The sequence below is a fragment of the Zhongshania aliphaticivorans genome, assembly GCF_902705855.1.
GTDB classification, from domain to species: domain Bacteria; phylum Pseudomonadota; class Gammaproteobacteria; order Pseudomonadales; family Spongiibacteraceae; genus Spongiibacter; species Spongiibacter aliphaticivorans_B.
In genome coordinates this window covers 489260-509068 of record NZ_CACSIJ010000013.1, presented here as the reverse complement: position 1 = coordinate 509068, position 19809 = coordinate 489260, and the positions used below count along the sequence as shown (strand labels likewise).

Annotated in this window: 16 protein-coding genes; 3 read left to right on the top strand and 13 right to left on the bottom strand. The window is 49.3% G+C overall.

Annotated elements, in window-relative coordinates:
• The coding region (locus tag GVJ32_RS11980; protein ID WP_159240322.1) for a TonB-dependent receptor domain-containing protein at positions 1–690 on the top strand (690 nt) is incomplete at its 5' end.
• Positions 691–798: 108 nt separating this feature from the next.
• On the opposite strand, the gene GVJ32_RS11975 is transcribed toward GVJ32_RS11980, so the two are convergent.
• The 6 genes from GVJ32_RS11975 to GVJ32_RS11950 form a co-directional block, all read right to left on the bottom strand.
• A complete protein-coding gene (locus GVJ32_RS11975) occupies positions 799–1245 on the bottom strand; it encodes a YiiD C-terminal domain-containing protein (RefSeq protein WP_159240321.1) in 447 nt (148 codons plus the stop codon).
• A 5-nt stretch (positions 1246–1250) separates the two neighbouring features.
• Positions 1251–2222, bottom strand: a complete 972-nt coding sequence (meaB, locus tag GVJ32_RS11970) for a methylmalonyl Co-A mutase-associated GTPase MeaB (RefSeq protein ID WP_159240320.1) — start codon at positions 2220–2222, stop codon at positions 1251–1253.
• An 85-nt stretch (positions 2223–2307) separates the two neighbouring features.
• Positions 2308–4467, bottom strand: coding sequence for a methylmalonyl-CoA mutase (scpA, locus tag GVJ32_RS11965; protein WP_159240319.1), 2160 nt, complete (start codon positions 4465–4467; stop codon positions 2308–2310).
• Positions 4468–4589: 122 nt separating this feature from the next.
• Positions 4590–5003 carry a methylmalonyl-CoA epimerase gene (gene mce, locus GVJ32_RS11960; protein ID WP_159240318.1) on the bottom strand — a complete coding sequence of 138 codons (414 nt, stop codon included), beginning with the start codon at positions 5001–5003 and terminating at the stop codon, positions 4590–4592.
• A 57-nt stretch (positions 5004–5060) separates the two neighbouring features.
• Positions 5061–7955, bottom strand: coding sequence for a biotin/lipoyl-containing protein (locus GVJ32_RS11955; protein WP_235035120.1), 2895 nt, complete (start codon positions 7953–7955; stop codon positions 5061–5063).
• Between the two features lie 18 nt (positions 7956–7973).
• Positions 7974–9707 carry an acyl-CoA carboxylase subunit beta gene (locus GVJ32_RS11950; protein ID WP_159240317.1) on the bottom strand — a complete coding sequence of 578 codons (1734 nt, stop codon included), beginning with the start codon at positions 9705–9707 and terminating at the stop codon, positions 7974–7976.
• A gap of 365 nt (positions 9708–10072) precedes the next feature.
• On the opposite strand from GVJ32_RS11950, the gene pabB reads away from it, so the two are divergent.
• The gene (pabB, locus tag GVJ32_RS11945) at positions 10073–11425 is read left to right on the top strand and encodes an aminodeoxychorismate synthase component I (protein WP_159240316.1); all 1353 of its coding nucleotides are present in this window, start codon (positions 10073–10075) and stop codon (positions 11423–11425) included.
• A 7-nt stretch (positions 11426–11432) separates the two neighbouring features.
• Here the strand turns inward: pabB and thrH are convergent, their stop codons facing one another.
• The 4 genes from thrH to GVJ32_RS11925 form a co-directional block, all read right to left on the bottom strand.
• Complete coding sequence (thrH, locus tag GVJ32_RS11940; RefSeq protein WP_103683438.1) at positions 11433–12050, bottom strand: bifunctional phosphoserine phosphatase/homoserine phosphotransferase ThrH; 618 nt, start codon at positions 12048–12050, stop codon at positions 11433–11435.
• Between the two features lie 150 nt (positions 12051–12200).
• The gene (cysB, locus tag GVJ32_RS11935; RefSeq protein ID WP_159240315.1) at positions 12201–13175 is read right to left on the bottom strand and encodes an HTH-type transcriptional regulator CysB; all 975 of its coding nucleotides are present in this window, start codon (positions 13173–13175) and stop codon (positions 12201–12203) included.
• Between the two features lie 98 nt (positions 13176–13273).
• On the bottom strand, positions 13274–14185 hold the full coding sequence (locus GVJ32_RS11930; protein ID WP_159240314.1) for a 5'-nucleotidase: 912 nt from the start codon (positions 14183–14185) through the stop codon (positions 13274–13276).
• Positions 14186–14254: 69 nt separating this feature from the next.
• Complete coding sequence (locus GVJ32_RS11925) at positions 14255–15754, bottom strand: trypsin-like serine peptidase (RefSeq protein WP_159240313.1); 1500 nt, start codon at positions 15752–15754, stop codon at positions 14255–14257.
• On the opposite strand from GVJ32_RS11925, the gene alr reads away from it, so the two are divergent.
• Positions 15749–16831, top strand: coding sequence for an alanine racemase (alr, locus tag GVJ32_RS11920; protein WP_159240312.1), 1083 nt, complete (start codon positions 15749–15751; stop codon positions 16829–16831). The genes GVJ32_RS11925 and alr overlap by 6 nt on opposite strands.
• Positions 16832–16884: 53 nt before the next feature.
• Here the strand turns inward: alr and GVJ32_RS11915 are convergent, their stop codons facing one another.
• The 3 genes from GVJ32_RS11915 to yajC all read right to left on the bottom strand — a co-directional run bounded on the left by GVJ32_RS11915 (position 16885) and on the right by yajC (position 19784).
• Positions 16885–18234 carry an alanine/glycine:cation symporter family protein gene (locus tag GVJ32_RS11915; protein WP_159240311.1) on the bottom strand — a complete coding sequence of 450 codons (1350 nt, stop codon included), beginning with the start codon at positions 18232–18234 and terminating at the stop codon, positions 16885–16887.
• A gap of 127 nt (positions 18235–18361) precedes the next feature.
• Positions 18362–19396 carry a 1-aminocyclopropane-1-carboxylate deaminase/D-cysteine desulfhydrase gene (locus GVJ32_RS11910; RefSeq protein ID WP_159240310.1) on the bottom strand — a complete coding sequence of 345 codons (1035 nt, stop codon included), beginning with the start codon at positions 19394–19396 and terminating at the stop codon, positions 18362–18364.
• Positions 19397–19448: 52 nt separating this feature from the next.
• Positions 19449–19784, bottom strand: a complete 336-nt coding sequence (yajC, locus tag GVJ32_RS11905) for a preprotein translocase subunit YajC (protein ID WP_159240309.1) — start codon at positions 19782–19784, stop codon at positions 19449–19451.
• Positions 19785–19809 lie beyond the last annotated feature (25 nt).

Below are 19809 nucleotides of genomic sequence, written 5' to 3'. Positions count from 1 at the left end.
GCATACGAGATAGGTTTCAAAGGTAGCTGGCTCGATAACACACTATCTCTGGAAGGCGCCGTGTTCTATACCGAACGCGAAGACATTATCACCGCCATCACCTCATTAGCATCTGGCGGCGCCGTCAATTTTTATAACGGCGGAGACGGCACCATCAAAGGAGCCGAGCTAAGCGTGCAAGCGCAGCCAATGCCGAATCTTAATCCAGGCCTCGCGGTAATCGCCGGCGCAACCTACCTAGATGCCAAGTACAGCAACTACGCTGAAGGTCGTGGTTTTGATGAAGGTACGGGGCTTCCCTTTGGTCCCGATGCCGTCGGCTTACCGGCGCGGGATTTCTCTGGAAACGATATCGTTAACGCGCCAGACTGGACAGCCTCAGCGACAGTTTTGCAGTATCTTCCGCTACCTAACGACTGGGGTAACCTTGAGCTCGCGGCGGATGCCTACTACAACACTGGTTATTATTTCAGCGCGCAGAATACGTCGCTGGTCGAGCAGCCAAAATACTATTTAATTGGCGCGCGTATTGGTTATTTTTACGAGCCTTACGGCTTACAAATTACACTCTACGGCGAAAACCTGAGCGATGAACGTTATTACTCTAGCGCCGTAAATTTAGACTTTGGCCCCGGACGTACACTCGCCGCACCACGTAAATATGGTCTACGCGCTAAATGGACATTTTAGCAATAGCGTACGGATTGACGAAATAAGCAGCACACGTAAGGCCTAATAGGTTTTACGTGTGAGTCCGGCAATTTTCGAGAAATAATGAGTAATGTTTTCGAAGCTAAACTACTTAACACCAATAATGGCATATAGCCCTTTAAAGCGAACGGCGACCTCGCCGTTAACGATGATCTCAGAACTGAGATCAATCTTGGCTTTGCCTCGCTCCTCAAAACGATGAAAAAAGTTGTCCCAGTTTTTTACATTACTCACCAACGAGCTAGCAACAATATNGCCAGTAACAGGTTTGAGGTATTCGATGGACGCCTCGGCAACCACAATATCGGGGTCTAGACCGTAATCCACACAGCGCATATACACCATGCCCCAGCAGGCCATCACCGCGACAACATAAATACTGCCACCAAAGGCGGTTAGCTTGTCGTTAATGCTCGGAGCCAGAGGCGCATGCAAACGCAAGCTACTGCCGTCGTAGCTCTCAACACTGATTTGCATGTGTTGCGCCGTCGGCAGGTACTTGGCAATGAAGTTATCTAGCGCCTCACCATTCATACGATTTAGGCTTCCGGTTTAAATAAAATATTAATCAACCGCGATGCCGCGAGGTACGGCGTGGTTTCGCCATCAGTAACCTTTTGATTCAGTTCTGGTAGCAATACTTTTACTTCGGGGTTTAACTTTAACTTCATATCGAGCATTTCATGGAGCAGCTTTTTCATCCACTCGCGGGCTTGGCGCGAACGCTTTTCCTGCAAGGCGCCATTCTTAGTGGCGTCAATTTTAAAGCCGCTGATCATGCCCCAGATCGCTTCGATATTTTCGTTCTTCAAAGCCGAACAGCTCATCACCTGAGGCGTCCAGAAGGTATTCTGACGTAAAAGGTGCAAGGCATTCTCGTAATGGCGACGGGTTTGTTGAGCAAGATTGATGCTTTCGCCATCGGCCTTGTTAATCACCAAGGCATCGGCAAGTTCGATAATGCCCTTTTTAATGCCCTGTAATTCATCACCGGCATTGGGCAGCATCAGCACCATAAAGAAATCGACCATGCTGGCGACTTCGTATTCCGACTGCCCTACACCGACGGTTTCCACCAGAATGACATCGTAGCCCGCGGCTTCACAGAGCAACATCGTTTCGCGGGTTTTTTGCGCGACACCACCCAGTGAGCCTTCGGATGGTGAAGGACGGATAAAGGCATCTTTACTGCGTGACAGTAGTTCCATACGGGTTTTGTCACCCAAAATAGAACCGCCTGCAATAGGTGAGCTAGGATCAACCGCCAATACCGCAACGCGTTTACCTTGGGTCAGTAAATACAGACCAAAGGCTTCAATAAAAGTAGATTTACCGACGCCGGGAATACCGGTAATACCAATACGGATGCTATTACCGGTATGGGGAAGAAGTTGCTCCAGTAATAATTGAGCTTCAGTACGGTGCTCAACGCGCTTGCTCTCGACCAAGGTGATGGCCTTGGCCAGTGCGCGGGAGTTGCCGTTTTTTAATGCTTCAGTATCAATAGCCATAATTAAAACGCTAGAGGTCGGGTGTCTGACGTCGGAGGTAAGAGCCGCACGTCCGACTTCCGACCCCTGACATCAGACCCGCTACCTAGCCCTTATACGCCTCGTTCACCGCATCCAACACACCGCGCGCGGCAAGTGGGATTTTAGTGCCGGGACCAAAGATACCCTTTACGCCCGCAGCGTACAGGAAGTCGTAGTCTTGGCGAGGAATAACGCCGCCAGCGATAACGATAATGTCGTCTGCACCGACTTTCTTCAGCTCGGCAATAAGCTCAGGAATCAGTGTTTTATGACCCGCCGCCTGTGAAGATACACCCACTACATGCACGTCGTTTTCAACGGCTTGCTTGGCGACTTCTTCGGGGGTTGAGAACATCGGCGACAAATCGATATCAAAACCTACGTCAGCGAAAGCCGTAGCAATAACTTTGGCGCCGCGATCATGGCCGTCTTGCCCCATTTTGCACACTAGCATCCGTGGACGACGACCATGCTTTTCAGCGAAGTCTTCGATATCTTTAGTGATGCCCTGCCAGTTTTCATCGTCTTGGTAGGCGCTGCCGTAAACACCAGACACAGTTTGCGACTGTGCATTAAAGCGACCGAATTCACGTTCCATAGCGAAAGAAATCTCCCCAACAGTGGCGCGCAAACGAGTAGCTTTCACGGCTAGATCTAGCAAGTTGCCTTCACCGCCACAGGCGCACTGGTAAATAGCTTCTAGCGCATCTTCAACAGCGGCTTCGTCGCGCGAGGCGCGTATTTTAGCCAGCGCAGCAACCTGAGATTCACGCACGGCGTTGTTATCGATATCTAATACTTCAACATCGTCTTCTTCGGCCAAGGTGTATTTGTTAACGCCGACGATCACGTCTTCGCCACGGTCGATACGAGCTTGTTTACGCGCCGCAGATTCTTCGATACGCAGCTTAGGCAGACCGGTTTCGATCGCTTTAGCCATGCCGCCTTTTTCTTCCACTTCTTGGATTAATTCCCAAGCGCGGTCGGCGATATCTTTAGTTAACGATTCCATCATGTAAGAACCGCCCCAAGGATCAACCACCTTGGTGATGCCGGTTTCTTCTTGGATAATAAGCTGGGTATTACGAGCGATACGTGACGAGAACTGCGTTGGCAGTGCGATCGCTTCGTCTAGTGCATTGGTGTGCAGTGACTGGGTGCCACCGAAAACCGCCGCCATCGCTTCGATGGTGGTACGCACAATATTGTTATATGGGTCTTGCTCAGTCAGCGACCAGCCAGAGGTTTGGCTGTGGGTACGTAGCATTTTAGAGCGCGAGCTTTTCGGTTCGAACTCGCTAACAATTTTCGACCACAGCAAACGAGCGGCGCGCATTTTGGCGATTTCCATATAGAAATTCATGCCAATGCCCCAGAAGAAAGACAGGCGACCAGCAAATTTGTCGATGTCTAAACCGGCGGCAATTGCCGTGCGAATATATTCTTTACCGTCTGCTAGGGTGTAAGCCAGCTCAAGCGCGGCGTCGGCGCCCGCTTCCTGAATATGGTAGCCAGAAATAGAAATGGTATTGAATTTCGGCATATTGTCAGACGCGTATGCGATGATGTCGCCGATAATTTTCATTGAAGGCAGTGGTGGGTAAATATAGGTATTACGCACCATGAATTCTTTAAGAATGTCGTTCTGAATGGTGCCAGACAACTGATCTTGGCCCACGCCCTGCTCTTCAGCAGCGACAATATAACCAGCCAAAACCGGCAATACAGCACCGTTCATGGTCATGGAAACAGAGACTTTATCCAGCGGAATTTCGTTGAACAGCACCTTCATGTCTTCAACAGAATCAATCGCTACACCGGCTTTACCCACGTCGCCAGTAACACGAGGATGATCGGAGTCATAACCACGGTGAGTCGCTAAGTCGAAGGCAACCGATACACCTTGTCCACCGGCAGCCAATGCTTTGCGGTAGAAGGCATTAGACTCTTCTGCCGTAGAAAATCCAGCGTACTGGCGAATTGTCCAAGGACGGCCAGCATACATAGTCGGCTGTGGGCCACGAATAAAGGGCTCAACACCGGGTAAAGTATTGGTATACGGCAGATCCTGAACGTCTTCCTTAGTGTACAAAGGCTTAACGTCTATGCCTTCGGGGGTATGCCAAACTAAATCATCAAGCGTCTGGTTGCCTTTGGCGAGGGTTTTATTCGCCATTGCTTTCCACTCGTCTACGGAAGTCTCGGGAGCTTTGTAATCAGCCATACTTGTACCTGTCTGTTTTCATGAGGGTCAGTGTTTAGGGAGTGACCGATTGGGACGTTCCCTTGTAATACGTGAATGTGCCGCTTAGATGCATCACCACCGATGCGCGGCATCTATCTATACTAGTGGTGATCATCTCCTGGTTGGCTTAACTCTATAAGTACGCCGTCGCAAGATTTAGGATGAATAAAGATAACTTGGCAATTATGTGCACCCAACGATGGAGCATCGCTAAGGAATTGGTAGCCCAATGCTTTTAGGCGAGCAACGTCGGCAACAATATCATCGGTGCTAAAACAAAGATGATGTAAACCGCCAGGCTTTTTCTCAAGGTATTTCGCAATTGGGCCTTCGCCGCGCAATGGGCTTACTAGCTCAATGCTAGTCGATTTAAGCGGGAAAAACGCCGTTGACGTTTTTGCGGTTTCGACTTCTTCGGTGCCTTCGTAAGTCAGGCCAAAATCCTCTAAAAAGCGCTTGATGGCTTTCTCTAGGTCAGGAACGGCAACTGCAATGTGATCAAGTCCGGTAATCATCTGAATACTCCTAAATATCTAAAAGACCGACAGCACGAGTACTGCCGGCCTATGCCATTACTTCAGTGTCGCTAAAAACTCGATGGTTTTAGCACGACGGGCTTCAGCAATTTCCTCAGGGGATTCCACGACAATTTTCTCGTCAGGGATGATTTTAAACAGAGGCTGACCTTTCTTAATGATCACGCCATCGCCTTCAACCAAGACTTTATCGATAGTACCAGCAAACGGGGCCACCACTTTGTTGAACATCTTCATGACTTCAACAATATACAGCGTATCGCCCGCTTCAAAATGGTCGCCGACATTAACGAATACATCCATACCTGGCGCTTCACGGGGATAGAACATACCGCCGCTGGCTGCCAATACTTCATCTGACTTCGCCGCTGGTGGTGGCACCAGCACTTTAGCCATACGCTTCTGCAAAGCTTCATCCGTTAAGCGATCTGGAATAGTGATGCTTAAATCTGCATTCACACTCAGCTCACAGAAACCAGTTTTATCCGCTATATAAGCCAAGACTGACAACACTTCACTACCTGCGAAATAGCCAGCGTGGGCGCTGCGCACAGCAGACCACTCATCAGCACTGAAGCCTTTTGGTGCTTTGTCAGAAGCAAGTAATGTTTCAAGTGCTGGGAAGTCTGCCGCGTCTACTTTCTCGTTTAAAGTTTTGTAGAAGCTAACTGCGGCGCTCAGGGTCTCGTTATCGTGATCCCAGATCATGTAACGGGCGGGTTTGCCTGTTTCAAAATCCATATTCAGGTAGTGGTATAGCTTGTCCAGCAGCTCAATCGGGTTAACGGCCCACTTGATCTTACCGTCGATAATACTCAGGCTATTTTTGTTCATGCTCAGCCAGCCCGCCATATAGTGCGGTTCTGCGAACAAACGTTCCAGCGGGCGAATCATCAGCAATTTTTTGGCATCTAGTGCTGCAGTCCACGCTGCGACGTTATCGCCCGCTTCGCTTACATAGCGCTGACGAATTTCTGCGTAGGCGACGTCCAAATCAATTTGATTCGACTGTTCTTTCAGTAAGCCAACAGCCGTCAAATAAGGAACGATAAAGCGTGTTGAAGGACGTGCGTTAATACCATTACCAATAAACCAATGCACCAAGCCATAGTGGAATTCTAGGTTGGTTGCCAGATCTTTACCGCGCAATTCAGTGCGACGCAGTATTTCTGCCAGACGTTGGTAACTGCTCAGACGGGTTTCGCCAGTAGTCAGCAATAGCGCAATGTTCGAGTCATACGCACCGGCAAGGTGGTATTTCATGAACACGTCGGTGTCAGGGTTGTGGGTAGAAATACCTTGGTCGTCGCGGATCTCACCGGGAATCGCATTAGACCAGTTTTCAATAACACCGCCTGCATGTGGCTGCAGAGCTTGGTTAGTGGCGTTCATACGCGCTTCTACCGAGGTTTTCTCACGCAGAATACGGGTTGGCTTAGGCAAGTTTTTGCCGTGCCGCGCCAGTAACACCATCACTTCAACTAAGCTTTCCGCGATAAAGTAATCGCCTGAATCATCGGGATTGGTGAACTTGAGCTTGTAGCACAGTTCAGTAACACGGTGTTCAACCTGAATACGGGTATTCATTTCCATGAAGTAATGCGAGTCACCGTCGACAATACATTCAAAGGTGCCCAAAGAATCCAGCTTTACCGCTTCGCCGAATACCGCGCCTTCTTGCTCCATGCGCTGTAAAATCACCAAGTCTTTCTTAAGCTGCTCGGCCTCATCTTTACTGCCGGCGGCTTCCGCCGTAGCAATGGCCGCTTCCAACTCTTCTTCGGTAACAGACACTTCTAGCAATTTTTGCTCGTGCATTTGTAATGAGCAGTCACGGCCGCCCATCGTCATGCACCATTCACCGTTACCCACCACCTGAATTTCTTGGTGGCGAGTGGTGTCGATATTCATTTCGATGAGAACGTTTTTGTTATCGCCCACGCCGTTGGTTTTCAGCTCGATCAGACACTCTTGTACCAATGACGGCACTTTGGCTGCGGCTTTTTCTACTTTCTCTTCAACCGTTGCGCCCTCATAAGAGTTCGCAGATTGCAAAATACGCTGACCTTTACCACCGCCACCGGCAATTGCTTTGAGGCGGAAACGGTTGTTCGGCTTTTCAGCCAACATACGCTTGGCTTCAACTTGCAGAGCAAGGCCAATATCAGCAGCATTAATAATATCAATGCCCGCTGCGTAAGAAGCAGCTAACAATACCAAGGCTTTTTCTTCTGCATCTTTGCACGCAGAGAAGTCAACGCTCAGCTTATTGTCCTTAGCGCATTTCTCAAGGCCATCTACGCCGTATTTAGCGAACAAGGCCAAGCTAGTTGCGTTGTTGACACCGGGCGTAACGGATACCCCAGTTTCCAATGCGGTACGTTTTGCCTGGTCTTTCATACCAGCAGATTTTTGGGTGAAAGAGCACGGTCCAATGAAATTCAGTCCGGCTTTCTCCATGGACTCCACCATTTCGGCGTCTTCCGACATAAAGCCGTAACCCGCAAAAATCGCGTTGTAACCATTGTCATAAGCAATACTAATAATTTGCTGAATGCGGCGAATACGCTCTTCTTTGGTGGCACCGCTGTAATCCGGTACGCGATGAACGCGGTCAGGATCAGTCAAGGTGCGCAGCTCTGGCGCCAAAGCATTGGTATAGGTAATTGAGTCTTTTTCAGACAGCAAAATACCGTAGTGAGTAATACCCATTTCGTCGAAAACATCCATGGCTTCCTTACGGATTGGGCCACGGCAAATTATCAATGGTTTCAAATCATTACAGGCGAAACTTCTAGTCCATGCTGTGTTAGATTTGGCGAGCTGACGGTCCTTATGCACCATCGGATTGTTTAAGTAGTAATTATTGCTTGCTTGCACGTCGAATAACCTCGTTAGCGAATCGTCTTGACTCAATGAATTACGGAACATCGGCAGTTACCTCGGAAATTAATGGAATTCCCGTTGCATACCGCCCATAGGCTCAGGCTTATAAGCCTTGAGGTGCAGTTCCAGTTGTTCACCCAATACCTTGCGCAGGTCAGAGGGCATGACGATCTGGGATATTGATCCCAGGCTTAGTGCTTCATTCGGATTCATCAGTTCGCGTTCATAGCGCTGAGTGAGCAATAGCTCTTCCTGCTTCTGCCATGCCGCTACGGCTTCTTTTGCCGCAGTGACAGACTCAGACTCAGGCATACCGGCTTTCAGGTTTTGCGCCGTCAATTCAGCAATTTTTGGTTTCACCGAGGTGCGAATTTTACGAACTTCATCTTTGTAAACGTACTCAACCCCTGCTGGGCCCATTACCGCTAAACGCGTGGTGGGTAATGCGCAGACAAAATCTGCACCCGTAGGGTAGTTATTGAATGCCGCATAAGCGCCACCAAAGGCGTTGCGAACAATCATCAGGAAGCGCGGGGTGCGAAGATCAATAATCGCATCTAGCATGGCACGGCCAGCTTGAACGATACCGCCCGCTTCTTGCTCTTTACCTGGTAAGAAACCCGTGGTGTCTTCCATAAAGATAACGGGAATGTTGTACACATTACAAAAACGAATAAAACGTGCGTTTTTATAAGCGGCGTCAATGTCGATCTGCCCAGAGGCAACCGCTGAGTTATTGGCAACAAAACCAACCACATTGCCGCCCATACGACCAAGTGCACAGACCGTGTTACGCGCGCGCTCAGGCTGAATTTCAAAGAAATCGCCGTGGTCACACATCTGCTGAATAATAATGCTGATATCAAACGGGGTGTTAAAACCAGTCGGGCTATTGAAGGCCTTCTTCAATAACAGGTCGATATCCCACGTTTTACGTTTGATTGGATCAGAAGTTGGCTGAAACGCTGGCGCTTCAGCACTGTTATTTGGCAGGTAATTCAATAGCTCTTTTACTTTGCGCAGTGCAGCCACTTCGTCTGGCACCACAAAATCGGTTACACCAGATTTAGAGTGAACGCTGGGGCCGCCAAGTTCATCGGCGGTCACGTCTTCGCCGAGTACCGTTTTAACAACACCTGGGCCGGTCAAACCAAAGAAGGTGTCATTAGGCTGAATAACAAACGAGCCCTGACGCGGCAAATAAGAACCACCGCCTGCGTTGTAGCCGAACATGCACATAATCGACGGCACAACACCGTTGATATGACGTAGCGCGGTAAACGCTTCAGCGTAGCCATCTAGCCCGCCCACGCCAGCAGGAATGTACGCACCCGCCGAGTCATTCATGCCGACTAGCGGAATACCAAGCTTGCCCGCAAGTTTAAACAAATTAGCCAGTTTGCTACCGTTGGTCGCGTCCATAGAGCCGGCGCGCACGGTAAAGTCGTGGCCGTACATGGCCACATCGCGGCCATTTACTTTAACAATGGCGGTTACTAAAGACGCGCCATCTAAATTTTTACCCCAGTTTTGGTAAAGGATTTTAGCTTCGGTGCCAGCGTCTGCCAGTACGTCTATCCTTTCCCAAATGGTCATTCGCTTCTTTTCGTGCTGCTTTTGAATACCTTTTACACCGGCCATTTTACGGGGCCGTTGTTGCAGGTCATAACCAGCTTGAAGAGCGGCTTCATATAAGCCGGGATCGTAATCGATTTGTCCAGGGACGGTGAATTCGAGTTCTGCTTTCGTCTCGAAGGGGTTTTCCAGTGAGGGTATCGTCGTAGCTATTTTTGTCATGCCTGTCAGTTCCAGCTGCATTTCATTTATGGGTAACCCGCGCTCATACCGCAAGCGTTGACACCTTGATGTGTTAGCCAGAGTGAGATTCTTCGATCTCTGTCACTGCTTATTAATCAAAGGGGCATTACGCCAGCTGACATATTGAACTGCGGATGAATGAGAATAACCGTTCTGTGTGGTGCGATGACGGCTTGGTGTTTCTCAAAGCGGCGGCTAACATTACTGGGAATGGGCCTCTCTGTCAATCCAAACGCCCCCTCAGAAGCATAGCCTAATCAGATAAAACACTAGATTTTTCAGCCTCATAGCACGTAAAATCGCCATCTACTAGTAGCGTTTGATCGACCACCGAGCAACATCCCATGGCCAGCCTTCGTCGCATATCTTTACNGTATCTTCGCGACAGTTGCGCCCTCTTTGCAAATCTGAAACACCTACCCTTTCCAGTTTTTTTAGACAGCGCCGCACCCTTCAGTGAGCATGGTCGCTTCGACATTATCTGCGCCGAACCAGATGAGATTATTTCTTTAAAAACAAATAACTACAAAGACATTGATACATTCTTAATTAATACAGCGCAACGCCTGCAAGCACTAAGTGATGAGTATATTCATAGCGACGAGCTGCCCTTTTGTGGTGGCGCCATTGGTTTTTTAAGCTACGCACTTGGCGAAACCGCTCTTGTCGGAAGCAAGCACCAAGACAGCAGTGACAGTTCAGCGACACCCGACTTTTACGCTGGCATTTACCCCTGGGCCATTGTGGTGGACCACCAACGTGAGCGCTGCGAATTAGTCGCCCAAGCCAGCGTTAGCGAACCCACCCTAATACGCATACAAGAATTCCTTCGCGCTGCACCGGCAGAAAACATCGACGTTCGTTTTACCCTTGGCAGTGAGTTCAGCACCTCGCTAAATCGCAGCCAATACCAAGACGCCTTCGCGCGAGTGCAAGACTATATTCGCGCCGGCGACTGCTACCAAATCAACCTCACGCGCGCATTTACTGCGCACTACCAAGGCGACACCTGGCAGGCATATCAACAACTGCGGGAAACCGCCGCCGCGCCCTTCTCTGCCTATATCGACTTGGGCGACAGCCAAATACTGAGTTTTTCACCCGAGCGTTTACTGTCTGCAGACAAGGGCCAACTGCAAACCCAACCGATTAAAGGGACCGCTGCCCGCGATTCAGACCCGCAAAAAGACGCCGCCTTGGCCACCGCCCTTCAAAGTAGTGCAAAGAATCGCGCCGAGAACGTGATGATTGTGGATTTACTACGTAATGACTTTAGCAAAAGTTGTCAGGCCTCAACCGTGCGCACGGAACAGCTCTGTGAATTACAGAGTTTTCGCACAGTACATCATTTGGTTAGCACAGTATCAGGACAATTACGCGCAGATTGCTCGCCGTTTAAGGCATTGCTGAACTGTTTTCCCGGCGGCTCCATTACCGGCGCCCCTAAGCAGCGGGCGATGGAGATCATTCGCGAGATAGAACCGCATCAGCGCGGTGTGTATTGCGGCAGTATTTTCTATCTGGGCGGCAGCGGAAAAATGGACAGCAATATCACTATTCGTAGCTTTGTCTGTGCAGACAATCAGATTAGCGGCTGGGCTGGGGGAGGCATTGTTGCCGACTCAGATGTCGACGAGGAGTTTACCGAAACTGAAACAAAAATCGGCAAGCTCCTACAGGCGCTTGCCGATTTATAATCGACTTTTACAGGCTTAAATTACGATTTGACGCCTTAATAAATTCTAATTTCAGCGCTTCGTAATCATGTACCGCAGGGAATTGCGGAAATTCACGAATCACATTATCCGGCGCTTTAAACAGAATACCTGCATCCGCTTCCGCCAGCATGGTGGTGTCGTTGTATGAATCACCAGCGGCGATAATACGGTAGTACAGGGTTTTCAGCGCTAATACTGATTGACGCTTTGGGTTGACCTGGCGAATTCGGTAATCGACCACTTTACCAAGGCTATCCGTTTCCAACTTATGGCATAACAGTGTTGGCCAGCCCAATTGCTTCATCAACGGTGCGGCAAATTCATAGAATGTGTCTGACAAAATAATGACTTGAAAACGCTCGCGCAACCAATCTAAAAACTCACGCGCGCCTTCCATTGGTGACATATCGGCAATCACTTCTTGAATATCTGGCAGACCCAAACCATTTTCGTGCAATAAGCGCAGGCGTTGCTGCATAAGAACGTCGTAGTCGGGAATATCACGGGTGGTCGCCTTAAGGGCCTCAATACCGGTGCGCTCGGCAAAATCGATCCAAATTTCTGGGATCAATACCCCTTCCAAATCAAGACAGGCGATTTCCACAACATTACTCCTAAAATAAATTAATTTACGCAAAGCACTTAAAAAACCGCGTCAATCTAACGGCTTGGGGTGAATAAAGCAATGCCGAGGGGCAAGTCGGAGGTCGGAGGTCTAGCGTCAGACGTCCAACACCAGACTTCCGACGCACCCTCAATACATCGGCAATTCAATATCAGCAAACAGGGCCTCAAGATCGTTTTTACTCTGGCACTGGTAGGCCTTATCGACGAGATCTGCCGTTAAATGAGGTGCAAACAGCTCAACAAAATCGTACATGAATTTGCGCATATAGGTACCGCGCCGAAAGCCAACTTTGGTCACGCTAGGTTCAAATAAATGGCTGGCATTGAGCGCCACCAAATCGGCATCAGCCACCGGGTCGTAGGCCATTTCGGCCACAATCCCGATGCCCAAGCCCAGACGAACATAGGTTTTAATTACGTCAGCATCGGTGGCGGTAAACACCACTTTTGGTTCAAGCCCCTTATTAAGAAAGGCTTCATCCAGTTTTGAGCGCCCCGTAAACCCAAACACATAGGTCACTATCGGAAACGGGGCAACATCTTCAATTCGCAGATTATTTATTTCTGTTAAAGGGTGGCCCTTAGGCACCAGAATTGTTCGGTTCCAACGATAGCAAGGCATCATAATCAGGTCACTGAACAGCTCTAGTGCTTCGGTGGCTATCGCAAAATCCACTTCAAAATTTGCCGCCAGCTCAGAAATTTGCATAGGCGTACCTTGATGCATGTGCAGCGACACTTCAGGGTAGCGGTCAATAAAGGTTTTAATAACGCTGGGTAAGGCATAGCGCGCTTGAGTGTGTGTCGTTGCAATCGACAAGCTGCCTTTTTTGGGATTTTTGAACTCTTGTGCAATGTGCTTAATGCTTTCGGTTTTGTAGAGAATTTCGCCGGCCGTTTTTAAAATTGCTTCGCCAGCGGGGGTAATCCGTGTTAGATGCTTGCCGTTACGGGCAAAAATCTCCACTCCCAGCTCGTCTTCCAACATTCGAATTTGCTTGCTAATACCAGGCTGCGACGTAAACAAGCTTTGAGCGGTCGCGGACACGTTCATTTCATGGTGCGCAACTTCCCAAATATAGCGCAACTGCTGCAGTTTCATCCTGATGTAACTCCTGAAATCAAACGTGCCCGCGAAAGTCTCGCGTCAGATTTTTCTTATCTTTATTGACCACACCAAGTACTGGCATACCCTTAAGATCAGTCGTCAACTCTATTGGCGATACCATGTGGGACATGCCCAGTAGAAACATGTTCACTCGCCGATGCACAATGACCTGGCTGATCATCAAAAAACACATCTGCACCGTAGGCCGCCAAAAACTCCCCTTTTTCCAACCCGCCCAAAAACAGCGATTCATCAATACGGATATTCCAATTCCGCAGCGTTTGAATTACCCGCTTATGCGTTGGAGCCGAGCGCGCCGTTACCAAGGCGATTCGAATTGGCGGATCATCGTCAGACAACTCACTCTGCAAAGCGTTTAAGGCTGAGAGGAAATTTTTAAATGGCCCGCCGCTCAGCGGCGTATTTGCCGCCGCAACTTCGCTTGCAGTAAAAGCCTCCAAACCATCTCGCTTAAAGACCTGCTCTGCTTCGTCGGAGAAAATCACCGCATCGCCATCAAAGGCAAAACGCAATTCCCGCTTACTTAAGGATTGGGATTTTTTAGAGCGGGGCAATAAGGTCGCCGCCGCCACACCGTTATCAAGTGCACGGCGTACATCTTCCGCGTTGGTTGACAGGAATAAATGGCAGCCAAATGCTGACACATAGCGATAAGGGCTTTCACCGCCGCTAAATGCTGCACGACTAATGCTCAAACCGTAATGCTCAATAGAGTTAAACACCCGCAGCCCAGTATCGGCGGAATTACGTGATAATAGAATCACCTCAACCCGCGCATCATCAAGATAATCATTAAGCTGCAGCAGGCGCTCAACAATGCCGAAGGCCTCCCCCGGCTCTAGGATCTCGTTCTCGTGGTCAATTTGGTATTTTTGATAGGCGTTAAGGCCTTCTGACTCGTAAACCCGATGGCTTTCATCCAAATTAAATAAAGCTCTGGATGAAATGGCGACAACTAATTTATTTTCAAATCCTTTGGGCATAAGCTCACTTCATGACGGGACAAGCTCACTATACAATATGGCCGGAACAAGACAACAGCCCTTTACAAATTAAGGGCTTGCCTCAGCAAGGCTTGCTGACGGTAATATCGGCATGGCGACAAACAATCCCGTGCTACGCCCTGCTAACAAAGTTTGAATATTAGAAATAAGACGAGAATTTAAAGCTGCGAATATGGGTTGATTGATCGACTCATTATAAACCCGCGACGATAACACGCCGATAATTTGCTGTTTCCCGGCATTGTTTTGAGTGATAGCCGCACCACTTTGACCGGCGTAGCTAAAGCAGTCCAGTGTATATAAGTCGCTAAGCTGCCCTCCGCCTTTAAGCCATAAATTACCGCGACAACGGGATGCCCACAGCGTATTCGCCGGCTTGTCATTTGGATAGGCTAGGCTATCAACCCAGGAATTAGCTGAATGCGGTGTCGCCAAGACCGGGACAACTGCTAAGTTAAGCGGCTTTTTCAATTTGAAAATGGCGATATCTGAACCACTATAGCGCCCGACTTCGCCGTTATATTGATCGGTGGCACTATGATCTTTATGCCGCCACACGCCGGCGACAGCGATCTTTTGCGGATCAGCACCAACTTGAGCTTCTGAGTAAGGAATAAAATTCACCGACGCCACACGATCGCTCCCCTCTGGCGTAAACAAACAGTGCGATGCCGATATCAGCCACTGCGGAGCAATTAAGGTCGCAGTGCAATTCGATTCGTAGGGACTACCGTCAGCGCGTATCAATCGGCTTAGTAATACACCGCTCACCGGCATATCGCTCGGTGCTCGCCATATTTGCTGACGGGTATCCTTAACGCCGTTTGCGCCGCTAATTGGGTAGCGCTGAAATATCATCGAATTTTGTTTAGGAGCTTCTGCCGAGCGCGTCTTTGTCCAATATATATTTGGCACACCGTCGTGATCCGTGACCAAAATTTGACGCTTATCTCCTTTGGTAGACATTTGTAAAGCAGGACTAGGTTTTATCACCACCGCTTGGCTTAGCCCCACGTCAGCAAACACCTCACCCTCGACTGTCGTGAGGCGAGGCGAAAATTCACTGAGCTGATTGAGTACTGCTAATGCTTTATCACGCCGCAGCGGACTAGCACTCGTGATCTCTCTATTAAAACGTCTGACCGCTTCACTTACACTAAAACTTCGATCAAGGCCTTTAATCACAAAAGCGGCATGCAGCAGCGCCAAATCATAGGGCCAACGATCATTTAGTACCGTTTTTAATGCGTAGTAATATGCTTTTTCAATGTCAGCAACGACCGGTGCAACACCCCAAAAGTGCCACTGTGCTAAATCAATATTCCCGTATTTACACTCTGGACTCGGGGGCTCTTGGAGGCTAGGTACTGGAAATTTGGAGCGCGGAAAAAGTAATTCTGAAGATGGCGCGGGAAATAACCCCCCCCCACAATCAGCACTGACCAAGCTACTAAACAGTAAAAACCAACATACAACAACATTGCGCGCTGTTCTCACCGCTGCAAGCCCGCTAGAATTCAGCAATGAATTGAGTTGGAAATTATGCATAAAACAACATGGGTTGAGTTAAATAGTAAGGCACTGCGCCACAATGCCAACACGGTACGCCGCCTAGCGCCACACGCAGCTATATTAGCGATGGTAAAAGCCAATGGCTATGGCCACGGTGCAGAATGGGTCGCCGAGCAATTACACGATATTGTCGATGGCTTTGCGGTCGCCCGCCCTAGCGAGGCCTTCAGCCTACGCAGTGTACGACCTCAAGACCGGATTTTACTATTGGGCACCGAGATTAACGAGGCACTACTGCGCGACTGCGCTGCCCACCGTTTGGATCTCGTTATCCACGACATCGACACCGCAAGATTGCTGGCAAACACCACACTATCCAAGTCAGTTACGGTGTGGCTGAAAATGAACACGGGGATGAATCGCTTAGGAATGAGCCCCGCAGACTTTACGGAAGCCCATCATTTACTTAGCACTCAAGGGCATATCGCTGCGATACATCACATGAGTCATTTTAGCGATGCAGAAACCGCCGATGCATCCATCACCCAAGCACAATATCAAACACTGACTGCACTAAGCAGCTCACTCGGCGATGTACCGCTTAGCATGGCCAACTCCGCAGCAATCATTGCCCACCCCTCAACCCATCTTAACTGGGTTAGGCCAGGCATCATGCTTTACGGTGATGACCCCACGTGTACACTTCCATCGAATCAATCTTTACAGGCGGTTATGAGCTTTAAGGCTAAGGTGCTCGCGGTGCGAGATATAGAGCTTGGCGAAGGCGTGGGCTACAACCGCCGCTGGAGGGCAACACGCAAAGCGCGCATCGCCACTATTGCCGCAGGCTATGCCGATGGTTACCCCCGCCAAGCACTCGACGGTACACCGGTGCTCATCAATGATCAGCGGGCAGTATTAGCTGGTAGAGTGTCGATGGATTTGCTCACCGTCGACGTTAGCCATTTACCACACGTTAAAGCCGGCGACACCGCCACGCTTTGGGGTGACAAGCTCAGCGCTGCGGAAGTTGGCCAGCACTGCAATACTATCAGCTACGAATTATTTACCCGCATTACGCAGCGGGTCGAACGATTTTATCTACCAAACTAATACAAAAAAGCCCCGCAATCACGGGGCCGCGCTAGAACCAAAAAGATAATCACTCAAGAATTTGCTTTGGCAGACGCCAGCTGGCTTTTCGTTAACTGAAATACCACCGGACTCAGTAGGATTAAGGCAATTAAATTCGGTATCGCCATTAAGGCATTTAAGGTATCTGCCAACAACCAAATAAAACCGAGATTCGCCATCGCCCCCAAAGGAATAGCTAATACCCAAGCAATACGAAACGGCATAACACCACGGGCGCCAAAAAAGTAGACCACGCAACGCTCACTGTAATAAGACCAACCCAACATCGTAGTGAAGGCAAAGGTCGCCAAACCAAGCGCGACAATATAATGACCACCGGGGATTTGTGATTCAAACGCCATGGTAGACAAGGCCGCCCCGCTTTCGCCGGTCTGCCATGCACCAGACAGCAATATGACAAAGCCCGTTACCGAACAGACCAAAATAGTATCGATAAAGGTGCCCAGCATCGCAATCATGCCCTGCCGAACCGGATTGTTCGTTTTTGCAGCGGCATGGGCTATCGGCGCACTTCCCAAACCCGCTTCATTAGAAAATACACCGCGAGCAACACCAAAGCGGATAGCTGCCGCAATTCCTGCACCGGCAAAGCCACCAACAGCCGCTGTTCCGTTAAAAGCCGAGTCTATCACCAAACTCAAAATTGCAGGCAGTGCGCTGAGGTTCATTAGTAAAATAACTAGGCCAACAGCTAGGTAGCTCACGGCCATAATGGGGACTAAAAATCCGGCAACGCTGGCAACACGTTTTACGCCGCCGAGAATAACCGAGGCCACCCCAACAAACATCACCACCGCGCTAATCCAAATTGGTACGCCAAACGCGCCCTGCATAGCATCGGCTACCGAGTTTGCTTGCACCGTATTACCAATCCCAAAGCCAGCCATTGCACCAAATAAGGCAAAGCACGCACCTAACCAACGCCAACGTGGGCCTAAGCCATTTTTGATGTAATACATCGGGCCGCCACTGAAATTTCCCTGCGAATCTTTTTCACGATAGTGCACGGCACAGACCGCTTCTGCATATTTTGTAGCCATACCAACTAGGGCAGTACACCACATCCAGAATAAGGCACCAGGACCACCTAAGGCGATGGCCGTCGCGACGCCGGCGATGTTGCCAGTGCCAATAGTCGCGCTTAATGACGTCATTAAAGCCTGAAACGGGCTTATCTCACCGTGGTCACCGCTGCCCTTTCGCCCTTGCAACAGCAAACGAAAAGCTGCACCAATATTGAACAAAGGCATTAACCTAAGACCAATCATCAAATACGCGCCAGTACCGAGTATAAGCACCAGCATTAACGGCCCCCATACCACGCCGTTCACCGCGCTAACTATGGCTGATATTTGCTCCATTTGACGTCCTTTTATTCGAAACCTCAGCATAACTACTGCGCTTGCCAATGCAGCGTTAAAAATCAACTTGGCTCGCTTGCTACCTTATGCTTAGGTCTCTATTCGTTGAAGTTACCAACATTAATATTCAAAAATTGAATTGTTCTCGCTGGGGAAATACCCCAAACACGCCGCCGGTATGCACAAATACAATATTGCCAGCGTCGCCAAATAGCCCTTTTTTATGCTGATCGAGCATGCCGTAAAACGCTTTGCCAGTATAAACAGGATCTAAAACCAAACCCTCTAAACGGGCCACGTCGGCCATGCAATTAAATATCTCTGGGCCCGCCTGCGCGTAGCCGGCACCAACATAGCCATCAATCACCTTCACCGATACGGAATCAAGGTTTATGCCAGTTTGGTAGCGCTGCTCCCAATCATTTAGATCACGGTTAACTTTATTCAAAAACCACGCCTCGTCATCACATACATTCACGCCCCATACCTGCGCGTCGATACCGTAGCGCTGTACGCCGACGCTCAAACCCGCCTGAGTACCGCCTGACCCTGTCGCGCAAATAATATGTCGCGGAGAAATATCGTGTTGAGCAAAGTCATGTTTAAGCTCGGCACAGGCTTCGACATAGCCCCAGACCCCAATTGCGTCCGAGGCGCCGGTTGGAATAATAAACGCCTTACGAGTTTGTTGATGGTATTGGGTTTGGAGTGATTGGAGGATGTTGTCTAATTCGCGCTGATACTGAGCAGCCGGATAAAAACTAATCTCTGCACCGGCAAGACGATCTAATAGGAGGTTGCCATCGGCAATATCAGGTTCTGATCCGCGCAGTACGAGATGGCATTTCAGACCCAGCTGCGCACAGAGCAGCGCCGTAGCTCGGCAATGGTTAGACTGAACGCCGCCACAGCTAATAATGGTGTCACAGCCCGCTGCCAAGGCTTGCGCCAAATTAAATTCGAGTTTTCTGACTTTATTGCCAGACAGTACACTGCCCGTCAGATCGTCGCGTTTCACCCAGATTCTAGGCCCGCCAAGCTGTTCACTTAGACGATCGAGGGGCTGTAATGGCGTGGGAAGTTGGGCTAGTTTCAACCGAGGAACTGTGATGCCCGAGGCACAAGAAACAGAGAGTATTGCGTTATTAAGCGTATCAGGCATCTTGCCACCTGTTAAAGAATCGCGCTCCGCAATATTGCAAAGCGCGCTATCGTTATATCGCCTTTAATGTTCCCTTAGGCAATACTGCATGAATAGACGAACGCTGAAACTTCAACTCAACGTTGTCAGTCACACTAACGACCACATAATCGTCATCAAGCTTAGTAACCTTACCTAGAATACCACTGGTCGTAACGACCTCATCGCCTTTGCTTAAGGCAGAGACCATTGCAGCATGCTCTTTCTGACGCTTGCGCTGTGGACGAATAGCAATAAAGTAAAACAAAGCAAACATCAGTACCAGAAAACCAATCTGGAACAATTCACCGCCCGGAGGGGCACCCGCACCAGCAGTTTGGGCATGCGCCTCAGAAATGAAAAAACTCATTACACGTCCTTACTCAAATTCAAAA